The following is a 13,298-nucleotide window of genomic DNA, read 5'->3' as shown; positions in this document are numbered from 1 at the left end:
GGTTTCCGCGCAGGGCGACCGATCTGGTTGAGTTTTCTCATTCAGATGAATATTTGCGCACATCCGTATGGGAGAGGCGCATGGTGCACATTTTGCGATCACTTGGGCCTGCGGTCTCGCATGTTTCGCCGATTGAGGCGCTGCGGGCGGGGGTCGGGGCGCTGTTGGGGCTGGGGGTGTCGGGGCTGTTCCTGCTGTCGCCGGAGGTCGATCTGGCGCTTGGGCTTTATCTTGTCGCGCCGTTCGGGGCGACCTCGGTTCTGCTGTTTGCGGTGCCGAACAGCCCGCTGGCGCAACCGTGGTCCGCGGTGGTCGGAAACATCGTCGCGGCGCTGGTGGGGGTGGCCGTCTGCCTGACCATCGCCGACCCGACGCTGCGCGTCGCCCTTGCGGTCGGTCTGGCGATCACCGCGACAATCCTGTGCCGCGCGGTGCATCCGCCCGCCGGCGCGGTGGCGATGACCGCCGCCATGAGCCCCGAGGCCATTGCAAAGCTGGGATTCTGGTTTGCGCTGACGCCGATTGCGGCAGGGACGGTCGCGCTTGTCCTGCTGGCGACGGTTTATGCGCGCCTGACCGGGCGGCATTACCCGTTCCGGCAGTTCGATGAGCCCAGCCGTCATGGCACCGAGGACCGCAATCCCTCGGAACGTCTGGGCCTGACCGAAGCGGAACTGACCACGCTGCTGGAGCGGACCCGGCACTCTCTCAATCTGGGTGTCGAGGATCTGGCACGCCTGATCGGCGCGGCGGAATTGCAGGCCGCCAGCCATGCCACCGGCCCGCTGAACGCCGAGGACATCATGTCCGTCGACCTGATCACCGTGCGCCCCGAGACCCGATTGCGCGAGGTCGCCGACCTGTTCCGGCGGCACCGGTTCGCGTCGCTGCCGGTGGTCGGTCCGAACATGGCGTTCCTTGGCGTGATCTTTCAGATCAACCTGATCAATCAGGCCCGTGACGATGCGCTGCGGCTGGATCGCGGCTATATGGCGGCGCTTGGCCGGTTGCTGGACCGCAATCGCGAGCGGCCGGTCCGGGCGGGCGAGATCATGAATGTGGCCGGTCCGCGCGCCACGACGAAAACCCCCATCGGCGTGCTGCTGCACCTGATGGCCGATGGCGATGTCGATGCCGTGCCGGTGCTGGAATACGGGCGCATCGTCGGGATCGTGTCCCGGACAGACCTGATCGCGGCGTTGGCGCGGTCGGTTGTGCGCGCCGCGTAAGCATCGGTGATTCACGGCGCTTGTAACGCGCGGCGTCCGGCGTTACCTCCGCCGCGCACACTGGCAAATCCCGGCGTGGGCCGCTAAATAGGGCGAAAGACCTGAGGAAAAGACGTGAAAGACAAGGCTGGACATCGAGTGACCCGCGACGGCATCCGCATCCATACACCCGCAGATTTCGCGGGTATGCACAAGGCGGGCCGCCTTGCCGCGCAATTGTTGGACGAAGTGGCCGAGCATGTCTTTCCGGGCCAGACCACCGGCGCGATTGATGCCTATATCGAACGCCGTGTGACCGAAGAGGGGGCCACATCGGCCACCATCGGCTACAAGGGCTATCAGCATGCCACCTGTATCAGCGTCAACCACGTGGTCTGTCACGGCATCCCCGGCGACAAAAAGCTGAAGGATGGCGATATCCTGAACATCGACGTTACGGTGATCGTTGACGGCTGGTTCGGCGATACGTCACGGATGTATGTGGCCGGCAAGCTGAGCCGCAAGACAGAGCGTTTGATCCAGGTCACCCACGATTCGCTGATCAAGGGGATCGAGGCGGTGAAGCCGGGCAATACCTTTGGCGATATCGGCTATGCCATCCAGAGCTTTGTCGAGGCGAACCGCATGTCGGTGGTGCGCGATTTCTGTGGTCACGGGCTGGGGCAGGTGTTCCACGCGCCGCCCAACGTGCTGCACTATGGCCGCGAAGGCACCGGGCCGGTGCTGGAAGAGGGCATGTTCTTTACCATCGAACCGATGGTGAACCTTGGCCGCCCGGAAACCAAGGTGCTGGCCGATGACTGGACGGCGGTGACGCGGGACAAATCCCTGTCGGCGCAGTTCGAACATTCGGTGGGTGTGACGGCGGACGGGGCCGAGATCTTTACGCTGTCGCCTGCGGGCAAATTCCACCCCACCTATTGACCGGACGGGGCATGACCGGGGCGCGGGCCGAAACCGGGTCTGACCACCCGGACCCGCGCAGCAATCCCCGCAGCCTTTTCCTGATGCTGTCGGTCTGCAACTTTGTGATCGGCATGGGGGCCTTTGCCCCCATCGGCATGCTGGAGCCGATGGCGGGCGCGCTGGGGTCGCCGGTGACGGCCGTGGCCGGATTGCTGACGGTCTATTCCATCGCCTATGCGGCCAGTTCGCCGATCCTTGTGGCGCTGACCGGGCGGATCGGGCGGCGGCGGGTGCTGACGGCGGGCTTGGCGCTCTTTACGCTGGCCATGGCGCTGTCGGCGCTGGCTCCGGGGATTGCGCTGCTTTATCCGGCGCGGGTCGTTGCGGCGGCGGGGGCGGGCATGGTCACACCTGTGTCGCTGGCCATCGCGGCGGCGCTGGCCCCGCCGGACCGGCGCGGGCAGGCGTTGTCGCTGGTGTTTCTCGGGCTGACGTTGAGTCAGGTGGCGGGGGTGCCGGTGGGCAGTTGGCTGGCCTATACCTATGGCTGGCGCAGCGTCTTCGGTCTGGTGGCGCTTATGGCGCTGCCGTGCCTCTGGCTGGTCTGGACGCGGGTGCCTGCGGGGCTGCGGTTTTCGCCCGTCACCCTGCGCGATCTTGGCGGCGTGCTGCGCAACCCGGTGGCGCTGATCACCGTGGGCTTTACGGTGGTGTTCCTTGCCGGCATTTACATGGTCTACACCTATCTTCCGCCGCTGTTGTCGCAGACCATGGGCTATGGCCGCGATGGTGTCAGCCTGACGCTGCTGATTTTCGGGCTTGGCGCGCCACTGGGCAACATGCTGGGCGGGCGCATGGCGGATCGTCTGGGACCGGGGCGCAGCCTGATCCTGATCTGTATCGCCGAAATCCTGTGCCTACCGCTGTTTGCGCTGCTGCCGTTGCCGGGGGCGCTGCTGCTGGGCTTTGTCTTTGTCTGGTCGCTGGTGGGGTGGTGTTTTTCCCCGTCACAGCAATTGCGTCTGGTCTCGCTTGCGCCGCCGCTGGCCCCGGTGCTGATGTCGCTGCACGCAGCCTCTATCTATGTCGGCATCGCCGCCGGGTCCGGGCTGGGGGCGATGGTGCTGGAGAGCGCGGGGCTGATGGCGCTGGGACCGGCGGCGGCCGTTGTGGCATTGGCCGCGCTGGGCGTACTGATTCTGTCCGACCGCGCGGCGCGGCGCGGGGTAGGGGCGGCGCAGGGCCGCCGCCCCTAGGCGCGCGCTGTCACCACTGCCAGAGCGCCGGGACAAAGCGATAGGCGTCGCCGTCGCGTGCGATGTGCCCGACGCCGGGGAAGGGGAAGTGGTAGCCCAGCACCGCCATCCGGTCGGTCGCCGCCATGTCCAGCAGGCGCTTGCGCGTGGCCACCGTCAGGTCCGCATCCATGTCAAAGCCGCTGACCCACTCGGGGCGGGCGGTGCTCATCCACGCGTGGTTCATGCTGTCGCCCAGAGCGATGAGTTGCTTGCCGCCGGATTCGACCACCACGGACATGTGGCCCATCGTGTGCCCCGGCGTGTCGATCACCCGCACGCCCGGCACGATCTCTGTGCCATCGGCGATCAGCGACCAGTCCGCGCCGTCGACGTTCAGCGAGTTCACCGCGCCGACGACAAATTGCTGCATCTCGGTCGGGACAGTGTTCACCAGCCCGTCCTGAAGCCAGAAATCATGCTCTGTGCCGCCGATGTAATAGGCGGCGTCGGGAAAGATCGCCTCATCAAAGTCATCGCGGATACCCCAGATGTGATCGGGGTGGGCGTGGGTGATGACCACATGGGTGATCGCGCCCGCGTCGATGCCCGCGCTGTCAAGGTTGTCCAGCAGGCGGCCCGCAGTTTGCAGAAAGCGGTTGCCGGACCCGACATCGACCAGAACGGTGGCGTCGCCGGTTTCGATCACAAGGTGGTTGGTGTGGGAATAGTTGACCTCGGTCGAGAGAAAATAGCTTTCGAGGAAGGCGGTGACTTCTGCCGGGTCGGCATTGATGCCCAGACCGTTGGCGGGCACCTCCAGATGGCCATCGGAGACCACGGTCAGGGTCACATCGCCCAGTTGAAACCGGAAGTGCGCGGGGTTGGCCGTGGCGGGCGCGCCCAGTGCCTGCGCCCGGACATTGGTCGGGGCCAGAGCGGGCAAGGCCAGTGCCGGAGCGGTGGCCGCAAGGCTCAGGATTTCGCGGCGCGAAGGGCGAAAGATGGACATGGAGACCTCCCAATCATTCATGGATTTGAATAGGAAGATATCACCGAGAGGCGAAAGTTCCAGTGCAATCGGCCCAGAGGACAACCCGGCGCGGAAGATCGGGGCCCTGCATGAAGTGATATTGTTATCAGGTTGTTGGGTCTGTTTCGGCGAACCATGTCCGGTCCGGTCCTTGATGGAGGGCGGTTCACACCGGGCAAAATCCGGCGAGCCGCGACCCCAAGGCAGAGATTTTGGAACCGCCCTTTGAGGAGAAAACATCCACCAAAGGGGCGTCATGCGCCGCAGGGCATTTCACCCGGAAAAACCGCGTCGATGATGGCGCGACCCTGTAGATGGCGCCCCGGCTCCGCGCCGGGGCCTCTGGCTGTTACCCGGCGGCCCGCAGCAGGGTCACATGGGTGTCGCCGTAGCGGCGCGTTTCCAACAGGTCGAACCCCGCCGGGGCCTCTTGCGGGCTTTGTTCTTCCCAGACCACCAGAGCCTCTGGCGCGACCCAGCCGCCGGCCAGCGCGGATGCCAAAGCCTGCCCGCCCAGCCCCTTGCCATAGGGCGGGTCGAGAAAGATCAGGTCGCAGGGCGTGTCCGCGGCGGGCAGGCGGGTGGCGGTATGGGCGATCAGTTTTGTCCGGTCGCCGCAACCTAGCGTGCGGATATTGTCGCGGATCAGTTTGCCCGCCACGCGCCCGTCATCGACAAAGGTCATATGTGCCGCGCCGCGCGACAGCGCCTCCAGCCCCAGCGCGCCGGTGCCTGCGAACAGGTCCAGACCCTGCGCGCCGTCAAACGGATCGCCAAAGCGCCCGCCCGCCAGCATATTGAACAGCGCCTCGCGCACGCGGTCGGTGGTCGGGCGCAGATGCGCGCCCGCGTCGCCCTTGCCAACGGCGGCGAGCCGCCGTCCGCGCCAGTCTCCGGCGATGATCCTCACGCCTTGAGCAGGGCCTTGAGGTTGGTGTCCGGGTCGGCCACCACCTCTGGCGCGGGGTTTTTGCCCGCCTCGATCAGGCGTTTGCCCACCATGTAGGCGCGGCTGTCGTTCATCGCGTCCACCGCCAGCAGGCGGTCGCCCGCGTAGTACCAATGCGACCGGGCCGCGCCATCCTCACGCACGACGATCCGGTCATAGCCCGCGTTCAGCCCGGCGATTTGCAGTTTCACGTCGTATTGATCCGACCAGAACCACGGGGTTGCGGTATAGTCACGCTCTGCGCCGAGGATGTTGTCGGCCACCAGTTCGCCCATGTCGATGGCGTTGCCCACCGACTCCAGCCGCATCCGGGCGGCGTGTTGCGGAAAGCTGGCGCAGTCGCCCGCCGCCCAGATCGCCGGGTCGCTGGTCTGCCCACGCGCGTTGACGGCGATGCCGTTGTCGATCTCCAGCCCGCAGCCTTCGGCCAGCGCGGTGGCGGGGGTGATGCCGACGCCGACAATCACCATGTCGACCTCCAGCGTGGTGCCGTCCGCCAGTTCCGCGCCGGTGACATGGCTGTCGCCGATCAGGCGGTTCAGCCCGGTGCCTTCGCGCAGGTCGACGCCGTGCGACTTGTGCAATTCGCGGAACCAGGCCGAGGTCTCAGGCGCGGCAACCCGTTGCAGGATGCGGTCCGCCGCCTCGACCAGTGTTACTTGCAGGCCCAGCTTGGCGCAGACCGCCGCCGCCTCCAGCCCGATGTAGCCGCCGCCGACGATCAGCACCCGCTTGCCCGAGGTGCAGGCGGGGGCCATCGCATCGACGTCGTTCAGGGTGCGTACCACATGCACACCCGCCAGATCGCCGCCGATGGCGGCGGGCAGGCGGCGCGGCACCGACCCGGTGCACAACACACAATGATCGTAGGACATCGTCTCGCCCCCGGCGACGACCTGTTTGTCGTCCCGGTTGATGGCGATGGCGCTGTCCGAGAGTTTCAGGTCGATACCGTTTTCGGCGTAGTAGGCTTCGGGGCGCAGGTAGAGGCGTTCAAGGTCCATCTCGCCCAGCAGATAGGCCTTTGACAGCGGCGGGCGCTGGTATGGGGGCACCGGCTCTTCGCCGATCAGGGTGATCTTGCCCTCGTGTCCCTTGGACCGCAGCCGCGCCACCAGGGAGGCGGCCGCCTGTCCCGCGCCGATCACAACAACATCGCTCATTTCGCCCTCATAGGTTTTCATTCCTCGCCGACAAACTACAGTCCGGATTCGGGAAAACGCAATTCCAAGGAGCGACAGGACAATGACGATTTCTGTAGGAAACAGCCTGCCAGAGGCAACTCTGGCGCGTATGGGAGACAAAGGCCCCGAACAAGTGGCCCTGAGCGCGCTGACCAAGGGCCGGAAGGTTGTGATTTTTGGTCTGCCCGGTGCCTATACCGGTACATGCACCACCGCCCATGTGCCCAGTTTTATGCGCACGCGTGACAGATTTGCCGACAAAGGGGTCGATGAGGTGATCTGCCTGTCGGTGAACGACCCTTTCGTGATGGCCGCGTGGGGCGAATCGACCGGGGCCTCGGCGGCGGGGATCACCATGCTGGGCGATCCGGCGGCGGAGTTTACCAAAGCCATCGGCATGGCGTTCACCGCGCCGCCCGCCGGGTTTTATGACCGCTCACGGCGGTATGCGATGATGGTCGAGGACGGCACCGTGCGGGTGCTGCATCTGGAAGAAAGTCCGGGCGTCTGCGAGACCTCGGGCGGTGAGGCGCTGCTGGCCGCGATCTGAGGCGCGGACGGACAGGCAGGAGAGGGGGCATCACGCCAGAGGTATGCTTGCAGCATGACCCCCTCGGCCTGCGGTTTCACCGCCGGGAATACTTCAGAACAGAAGAAACCGCGCGCGGGCTCAGAGACTGTCCAGCTTGCGCGCCAGTTTGGCGTCCAGCGCCGACAGGCCGCCGACGTCATGGGTACTGAGCGTCACCTGCACCGTCTTGTAGACGTTGAACCATTCGGGATGGTGGTCCCATTTTTCGGCCCAGAGCGCGGCGCGGGTCATCCATGAGAAGGCCTGCGTGAAATCCTTGAACTCGAAGGTCTTGGCAATCGCGTCGCGCCCCTCGACCATGGCCCAGCCGTTGTCCAGGAGCGGGGCGAGCACCGTCTTGCGGGCGGTGTCCGACAGTTTCTCGGTCATTCTTGTTCCTCCTGTCTGTCCTTGCGGAAGGGTCCATAGGCGGTGAGGATTTCGATGTCCTCATCGATCGCCCGACGTTCGGCTTGCAGGTATTTCGCCACCGCATCCGCAAACCCGCGGTTGCCGATCCAGTGCAGCGAATGGGTCGGGCGCGGCAGGTAGCCGCGCGCCAGTTTGTGTTCGCCCTGTGCGCCCGCCTCGACCGACAGCAATCCATGCGCGATGGCAAAGTCGATGGCCTGATAATAGCACACCTCGAAATGCAGGCAGGGATGATCCTCTGTGCAGCCCCAGTAGCGGCCAAATAGCGCCTCTTGCCCGATAAAGTTCAGCGCGCCCGCCACATAGCGCCCGTCACGCGAACACATCACCAGCGCGATGTCGTCGCGCAGGTGCTCTTGCGCAAGGTCAAAGAAGCGTCGTGTCAGATAGGGGGAGCCCCATTTGCGGCTGCCGGTGTCCTGATAGAATACCCAGAACGCGTCCCAGTGTTCAGGGCGGATCTGGTCGCCGGTCAGGATTTCGATCTGGCCGCCAAAGGCCTGCGCCTTTGCGCGTTCCTTGCGGATGTTCTTGCGCTTGCGCGAACTCAGGCTGGCAAGGAAGACGTCGAAATCCGCATACCCCTTGTTCTGCCAGTGGAACTGCTGGGTGGTGCGCCGCAGGAGGCCGATCTGCTCACCGGCGATGGCCTCGCCCTCGGTGCAGAAGGTGACATGGACCGAGGACAATTCATTGTCCGCCGCGATCTGCACGGCGCCCTGTACCAGCGCCGATGTCCCCGTCACCTCGAACCCCGGCTTGGTCAGAAAACGCCGCCCGGTGGCCGGGGTGAAGGGCACGGCGATCTGAAGCTTGGGATAATAGCTGCCGCCCGCGCTTTCGAGGGCATGGGCCCAGTTGTGGTCAAAGATGTATTCGCCCTGACTGTGCGATTTCACATAAAGCGGCGCGACGGCGATGGTGTCTCCCTCCGCCTCGACCCGCAGGTAACGCGGGTCCCAGCCGGTGCCGGGGCCAACCGATCCGCTGTCCTCCAGCGCCTTGAGGAACCGGTGCGTGGTGAACGGGTCAAGGGGACGCGCGTCGCCTGTCGCCTCCGGGCAGGCGCAGGCGTCCCATTCCTCGGGCGCGATCTGCGACAGCGAGGAGAGCACGTCGATGGTGACAGTTGGGGTCGGGCGCTGATCCGTCATGACATCTGTCAATCTGGCATCGCGGGCGCGGCGATCAAGCGTTGTACCCTTCGAAGGTCACATTCTCGGCGATGCGCCGCGCCTCTGCCTCTTCCCCGGGCGAACGGATGGTCCAGCAGAGCACATGCAGCCCGCGCGCCTTTTGATCGGCGACGATGGGACTGCTCAGGTCGGTGTAGTGGTGCGAGATGAAACTTGCGCCCATGTCCGCCAGTCCGGGCATCCCGCGCAGTTGGTCGCGCGTGTCGGCAGGGAGGGTCGGGTAATCCTCGACGGTATAGGCGCAGGTGGTCAGGCCCCGCGGGCGATCCGGGCAGAGCCGCGCCATGGCCGCTGCCGAATGCGGGTTGAAGGACATGAAGGCGATGTGCCCGTCGTACCCGGCCACGGCGTCGGCGGCGGCCTGTTCCAGCACGCCGATGTTCGGCCCCATGCGCCCGTCCTGATCCTTCAGCTCGATCAGCAAAGGCACGGCGCCGCCGACGATGTGCAAAACCTCGGCCAAGGTCGGCACACCCTCGGTGCCGCCGATCAGGGTCAGTTGCGCAAGGTCGCTGGCGCTGCGCTGCTGCACGGGGCCATTGGCCCCGGTGAGGCGCGTCAGGGCGTAGTCGTGAAAGACCATGGCCTGACCATCTTTGGACAGTTGCAGGTCAATCTCGATGCCATAGCCAGCCGCCACCGCCGCCCGGATGGCGGCGCGCGAGTTTTCAGGACGTCCGGCCCCGTGCAGGGCGCGGTGCGCGATCGGGCGGTCCAGAAAGACCGGCGGCAGCGGTGTCATCAGGCGATCTCGAAGATGCCTTCGATCTCGACCGCGACGCCCAGAGGCAGCGCGCCCGCCGAGACGGCAGAGCGCGAATGCCGCCCCGCGTCGCCCAGAATGTCGACCAGCGTGTCGCTGGCACCGTTCACCACCTTGGGTTGGTCGGTGAAATCGGGGGTGGAGTTGACGAAGCCGGTCAGCTTGACCACGCGTTTGAGGCGGCTGAGGTCGCCGCCGCAGGCGGCCCTTGCCTGCGCCAGCAGGCTGAGCGCGCAGGTCTTGGCGGCGGCGGCGCCCTCTTCGACGGACAGGTCAGCGCCGACCTTGCCGGTGATGAGGCCATCGGCATTCATGCTGATCTGACCGGAGACAAACACAAGGCTGCCGACGATCACATAGGGCACATAATTCGCTGCGGGCGCCGGGGCGTCGGGCAGGGTCAGGCCGAGTTCGGCGAGGCGGGCGTCGATGGCGTTGGACATGGTATGCTCCCTTGAATTTGGCGCCACGCTAGCGACCGCGCCGGACAGGTGCAAGCGCCCACAGCGCCTGCCGGACCACGCCGCTGAAGACCCGCACCCCTGGGCTTCTTCTCTGGTCAAATACCCCAATCTGCCCTGTCAGCTTTCGCGGAAGGCCTTGGCGAAGTAATCCATGAAGGGTTTCACCAGATAGCCCAGCGGGGTGCGGTCCTCGGTGCGGATAAATGTCTCGACCGGCATGCCGGGGATCAGCGCCGCGCCTTCGGGCAGGCGGTCGATCTCGCCCTCGTTCAGCACGATCTCGGCGCGGTAATAGCGCACGCGCGAGTTCTGATCCTCAAAGGCATCGGCGGAGATCTGCACCACCGAGCCGAACAGTTCCGGCGTCTGCCGCTGATCCAGCGACGAAAACCGCAGGCTGACCTCTTGGTCGACAAACAGCTTGTCGATGTGGATCGGTTCCACCTGCGCCGCAATCACCAGCGGGCGGTCCTGCGGCACGATATAGAGCACCGGATCGGCGGGCCGGATGACAGAGCGCGGGGTAAAGATCGTGAGGCCGTAGATGATGCCGCTGACCGGCGCGGTGATGACCATCCGGCTAAGCCGCTCCTTGATGGCGCGGCGTTGTTCGGCCAGTTCGCGTTCCTGAAACTGGAGGTCGCGCAGCGTGGTGATGGCCTCTTCGCGGCGGCGGGTCTCAAGGCCAAGAATCTGGATGTCGATTTCCGTGATCTTGCCCTCGGCCTGCGCCTTTTGCGCCTTGAGTTCGCCCACCGACCCGGCCAGCCGCGCCTCTTCGCGTTGCAGGGCAAGGATTTCCGGCGCGCGGACAAGGCCCTGCCGTTGCAGTTCCTCCTTGCCGACCAGTTCCTGTTTGATCAGGTCCGATTGACGGGTCAGGGCGGTTTGCTGGGCGTCGATGCCGATGACCTGATCGGTGATCTGGTCGGATCGTTTGCGCAATTGCCCGATTTCGCTTTCGATGGAATCGCGCCGCGCGAAGAACAGGTTGCGCTGGCCTTCGACCAGTTCCGCCACTTCGGCGTCGGCCAAGGTGCGTTGCAGGACTTCCTCGGCAAAGACGATCTCGTCCTTGCCATCCCGTTCCGCCTGTAGCCGGGCGCGGCGGGACATGATCTCGAACAACTGGCCCTCGATGATGGTCAGTTCGGACAGCAGCAGGGTCGGATCGAGCCGGATCAGCGGTTGACCAATGGCCACCGTGTCGCCCTCATCCACAAGGATTTCCGCCACCACGCCGCCGTCGGGGTGTTGCACGATCTGCCGGTTCTGATCCACTTCGATAGAGCCAGAGGCGACGATGGCCCCCGAGATATTGGTGGTCGCCGCCCATGTGCCGAACCCGCCGACAAGGATCGCCAGCCCGAGGATGCCCGCCACCATGGGGCCGCGCAGGGAAAACTGCTTGTCAGTTGTCATCGCACACCTCCCGGTCCGGCCTTTTGCAATTGCTGGTGGTTCTTGACCATGTTCTGCAACACCTCGTCCTTGGGACCAAAGGCGGCGCGGCCGCCGTTTTCCAGCATCAGCAGCAGGTCACACTCCTTGATGGCCGCGGGCCGGTGGGCCATGATCAGCACCGCCTTGCCGGCCTCCTTGAAGCTTTTGATCGCCTTGTTGACCGCCTCGGACCCCTCATTGTCGAGGTTCGAGTTCGGTTCATCCAGCACCAGCAGCACCGGATCGCCGTACATCGCGCGGGCCAGACCGATGCGCTGCATCTGCCCGCCGGACAGCCGCCCGCCAGAGGCGGAGACCCGCGTGTCATAGCCCTGCGGCAGTTTCAGGATCATCTCATGGGCGTCGGCCTTCATCGCCGCCGCGACCACCTGTTCGGGGTCGGGATTTTCCGACAGGCGGGCGATGTTTTCGGCGATGGTGCCATCGAACAGGGTCACGCGCTGCGGCAGATAGCCGATGTGCTGGCCCAGCGTTTCAGCCCCGTATTGATCCAGAGAGGCCCCGTCCAGCCGGATCTTGCCGCCCGCAGGCCGCCAGACGCCGGTCAGCGCGCGCGCCAGCGTGGATTTGCCGGCACCCGAGGGGCCGATCACGCCGCAGGCCTGACCGGGTCCGACGTTGAACGACACCAGCCGCAGCGCAGCTTGCTGTTCGCCCGGCGCGACCACGGTCAGTTGCTGCACCTCCAGCTTGGCGGCGGGTTTCGGCAGTTGGGTGGGCTGGCTGGCCTCCGGCACTTCGCTCAGCAGTTGGGACAGGTTGTCCCAGCCCTTGCGCGCGCGCTGCACCAGCGCCCATTGCCCGATCAGCAGTTCGATGGGGGCCAGCGCGCGGCCCATCAGGATCGACCCGGCGATCATCGCGCCCGGTGTCAACTCGCCTTGCAGGACAAGATATGCACCAAGACCCAGCATCGCGGATTGCAGCAGCATCCGGATGGTCTTGGTCATGGTGGAAAAGGTGCCGGTCAGGTCGGCAGAAGCGATCTGGCCCGACAGGGCCTGTGAGCGCGCCTTCATCCAGCGTTTGAAGGCATCGCCGCGCATTCCCAGCGCCTGCACCATCTCCGCCTCCTGGCGGATCTGGTCGGCGGTGCGTTCGGCCTGCATCACCGCCATGTTGGATTTCAGCGTGGGTGTCTTGCTGACCAGTTGGTTGACCAGCGTCACGGCAATCAGCACAAGGCCGCCGACAATCGCCAGATAGCCCATCCAGGGATGGAAAATCATGATGCCGATGATGAACAGGGGCGTCCACGGAATGTCGAAAAACGCCATCAGCACCGGCGAGGACATCAGCCGCTGCACCGATTCGAGGTCGCGCAGCCCGGTCTGGGCCAGTTCATCGTTCTGGACCGCCGCCCGCCGCAGGACAGCGTCGAAGACCCGCAGATCCAGCGCCGCCTGGAACCGCGCCGCCACGCGCCCCATGATCCGGCCCCGGACATAGTCCAGCAGACCCATCATCGAATACAGAAAGATCACAAGGACCGAGAGCGCGATCAGCGTCGCCTCTGACCGCGAACCAAGCACGCGGTCGTAGACCTGCAACATGTACATCGGCCCCGTGAGCATCAGAATGTTCACGAAAAGGCTGAAGATGCCGACAAACCAATAGTAGGGCCGACTCTGTCTTCGGGCTGCGAGAAGTTCGTCGCGCCCGGTGTCTTTCTTTGCGGTGCTCATGCGCCTGTGTCAGCCCCTCGTTGTGTACCGGGCCGGAATCTGTGACAGTGGGTTCCTGTCATGCCTCATGTCGCCATTGTGCCACATGAGCTGGGATTCCGGCATCCTTCGTTGGGAACAATCGGATATGAAATTATCTACCCTTTTACGGAAAGCGGGCAGCTTTCCCAAGTGGTTTGAAAAGGAC

13 protein-coding genes are annotated in these 13,298 nt (G+C 65.1%); 4 read left to right on the top strand and 9 right to left on the bottom strand.

Features of this window, described 5'->3' with window-relative positions; all coding sequences use genetic code 11:
* The first annotated feature begins 80 nt into the window (after window positions 1-80).
* From ACN0S5_RS07785 to ACN0S5_RS07775, 3 genes are all read left to right on the top strand, one after another.
* The gene (locus ACN0S5_RS07785) at window positions 81-1,229 is read left to right on the top strand and encodes an HPP family protein (protein ID WP_417207547.1); all 1,149 of its coding nucleotides are present in this window, start codon (window positions 81-83) and stop codon (window positions 1,227-1,229) included.
* Between the two features lie 114 nt (window positions 1,230-1,343).
* A complete protein-coding gene (gene map / locus ACN0S5_RS07780) occupies window positions 1,344-2,153 on the top strand; it encodes a type I methionyl aminopeptidase (RefSeq protein ID WP_417207546.1) in 810 nt (269 codons plus the stop codon).
* A gap of 11 nt (window positions 2,154-2,164) precedes the next feature.
* The gene (locus tag ACN0S5_RS07775) at window positions 2,165-3,391 is read left to right on the top strand and encodes an MFS transporter (protein WP_417207545.1); all 1,227 of its coding nucleotides are present in this window, start codon (window positions 2,165-2,167) and stop codon (window positions 3,389-3,391) included.
* A 10-nt stretch (window positions 3,392-3,401) separates the two neighbouring features.
* Here ACN0S5_RS07775 and ACN0S5_RS07770 read toward each other — a convergent pair whose 3' ends face one another.
* The 3 genes from ACN0S5_RS07770 to ACN0S5_RS07760 form a co-directional block, all read right to left on the bottom strand.
* Window positions 3,402-4,382, bottom strand: a complete 981-nt coding sequence (locus ACN0S5_RS07770) for an MBL fold metallo-hydrolase (protein WP_417207543.1) — start codon at window positions 4,380-4,382, stop codon at window positions 3,402-3,404.
* 370 nt (window positions 4,383-4,752) lie between these two features.
* On the bottom strand, window positions 4,753-5,313 hold the full coding sequence (gene rsmD, locus ACN0S5_RS07765; protein ID WP_417207541.1) for a 16S rRNA (guanine(966)-N(2))-methyltransferase RsmD: 561 nt from the start codon (window positions 5,311-5,313) through the stop codon (window positions 4,753-4,755).
* Window positions 5,310-6,515 (bottom strand): NAD(P)/FAD-dependent oxidoreductase, encoded by a 1,206-nt coding sequence (locus ACN0S5_RS07760; RefSeq protein WP_417207540.1) that lies wholly within the window; start codon window positions 6,513-6,515, stop codon window positions 5,310-5,312. The genes rsmD and ACN0S5_RS07760 overlap by 4 nt, the downstream gene beginning before the upstream one ends.
* Before the next feature lie 82 nt (window positions 6,516-6,597).
* Between ACN0S5_RS07760 and ACN0S5_RS07755 the strand changes: the two genes are divergently transcribed.
* Window positions 6,598-7,086 carry a peroxiredoxin gene (locus tag ACN0S5_RS07755; protein ID WP_417207539.1) on the top strand — a complete coding sequence of 163 codons (489 nt, stop codon included), beginning with the start codon at window positions 6,598-6,600 and terminating at the stop codon, window positions 7,084-7,086.
* A 120-nt stretch (window positions 7,087-7,206) separates the two neighbouring features.
* Here ACN0S5_RS07755 and ACN0S5_RS07750 read toward each other — a convergent pair whose 3' ends face one another.
* The 6 genes from ACN0S5_RS07750 to ACN0S5_RS07725 form a co-directional block, all read right to left on the bottom strand.
* Complete coding sequence (locus tag ACN0S5_RS07750; RefSeq protein WP_417207538.1) at window positions 7,207-7,497, bottom strand: 4a-hydroxytetrahydrobiopterin dehydratase; 291 nt, start codon at window positions 7,495-7,497, stop codon at window positions 7,207-7,209.
* A complete protein-coding gene (locus ACN0S5_RS07745) occupies window positions 7,494-8,693 on the bottom strand; it encodes a GNAT family N-acetyltransferase (RefSeq protein WP_417207537.1) in 1,200 nt (399 codons plus the stop codon). The genes ACN0S5_RS07750 and ACN0S5_RS07745 overlap by 4 nt, the downstream gene beginning before the upstream one ends.
* A 34-nt stretch (window positions 8,694-8,727) precedes the next feature.
* Window positions 8,728-9,477, bottom strand: coding sequence for a glycerophosphodiester phosphodiesterase family protein (locus ACN0S5_RS07740; protein WP_417207536.1), 750 nt, complete (start codon window positions 9,475-9,477; stop codon window positions 8,728-8,730).
* Complete coding sequence (locus tag ACN0S5_RS07735; RefSeq protein WP_417207534.1) at window positions 9,477-9,941, bottom strand: RidA family protein; 465 nt, start codon at window positions 9,939-9,941, stop codon at window positions 9,477-9,479. Before ACN0S5_RS07735 ends, ACN0S5_RS07740 begins: the two co-directional genes overlap by 1 nt.
* Window positions 9,942-10,079: 138 nt before the next feature.
* On the bottom strand, window positions 10,080-11,384 hold the full coding sequence (locus ACN0S5_RS07730) for an HlyD family type I secretion periplasmic adaptor subunit (RefSeq protein WP_417207533.1): 1,305 nt from the start codon (window positions 11,382-11,384) through the stop codon (window positions 10,080-10,082).
* Window positions 11,381-13,111, bottom strand: coding sequence for a type I secretion system permease/ATPase (locus ACN0S5_RS07725; protein ID WP_417207532.1), 1,731 nt, complete (start codon window positions 13,109-13,111; stop codon window positions 11,381-11,383). The genes ACN0S5_RS07730 and ACN0S5_RS07725 overlap by 4 nt, the downstream gene beginning before the upstream one ends.
* Window positions 13,112-13,298: the final 187 nt, after the last annotated feature.

This window comes from Antarctobacter sp., assembly GCF_048262615.1.
Taxonomy (GTDB): Bacteria; Pseudomonadota; Alphaproteobacteria; order Rhodobacterales; family Rhodobacteraceae; genus Antarctobacter.
The sequence above is the reverse complement of the archived record's forward strand: the minus strand, read 5'-3'. Positions and strand labels throughout refer to the sequence as shown.

Excerpts from the sequence above, each read along its gene's own strand:
- ACN0S5_RS07745 (WP_417207537.1), bottom strand. The coding sequence starts at position 8,693 with ATGACGGATCAGCGCCCGACCCCAACTGTCACCATCGACGTGCTCTCC.
- ACN0S5_RS07755 (WP_417207539.1), top strand. The coding sequence starts at position 6,598 with ATGACGATTTCTGTAGGAAACAGCCTGCCAGAGGCAACTCTGGCGCGT.
- ACN0S5_RS07725 (WP_417207532.1), bottom strand. The coding sequence starts at position 13,111 with ATGAGCACCGCAAAGAAAGACACCGGGCGCGACGAACTTCTCGCAGCC.
- ACN0S5_RS07785 (WP_417207547.1), top strand. The coding sequence starts at position 81 with ATGGTGCACATTTTGCGATCACTTGGGCCTGCGGTCTCGCATGTTTCG.
- ACN0S5_RS07770 (WP_417207543.1), bottom strand. The coding sequence starts at position 4,382 with ATGTCCATCTTTCGCCCTTCGCGCCGCGAAATCCTGAGCCTTGCGGCC.
- ACN0S5_RS07730 (WP_417207533.1), bottom strand. The coding sequence starts at position 11,384 with ATGACAACTGACAAGCAGTTTTCCCTGCGCGGCCCCATGGTGGCGGGC.
- ACN0S5_RS07735 (WP_417207534.1), bottom strand. The coding sequence starts at position 9,941 with ATGTCCAACGCCATCGACGCCCGCCTCGCCGAACTCGGCCTGACCCTG.
- ACN0S5_RS07760 (WP_417207540.1), bottom strand. The coding sequence starts at position 6,515 with ATGAGCGATGTTGTTGTGATCGGCGCGGGACAGGCGGCCGCCTCCCTG.
- ACN0S5_RS07775 (WP_417207545.1), top strand. The coding sequence starts at position 2,165 with ATGACCGGGGCGCGGGCCGAAACCGGGTCTGACCACCCGGACCCGCGC.
- ACN0S5_RS07750 (WP_417207538.1), bottom strand. The coding sequence starts at position 7,497 with ATGACCGAGAAACTGTCGGACACCGCCCGCAAGACGGTGCTCGCCCCG.
- ACN0S5_RS07740 (WP_417207536.1), bottom strand. The coding sequence starts at position 9,477 with ATGACACCGCTGCCGCCGGTCTTTCTGGACCGCCCGATCGCGCACCGC.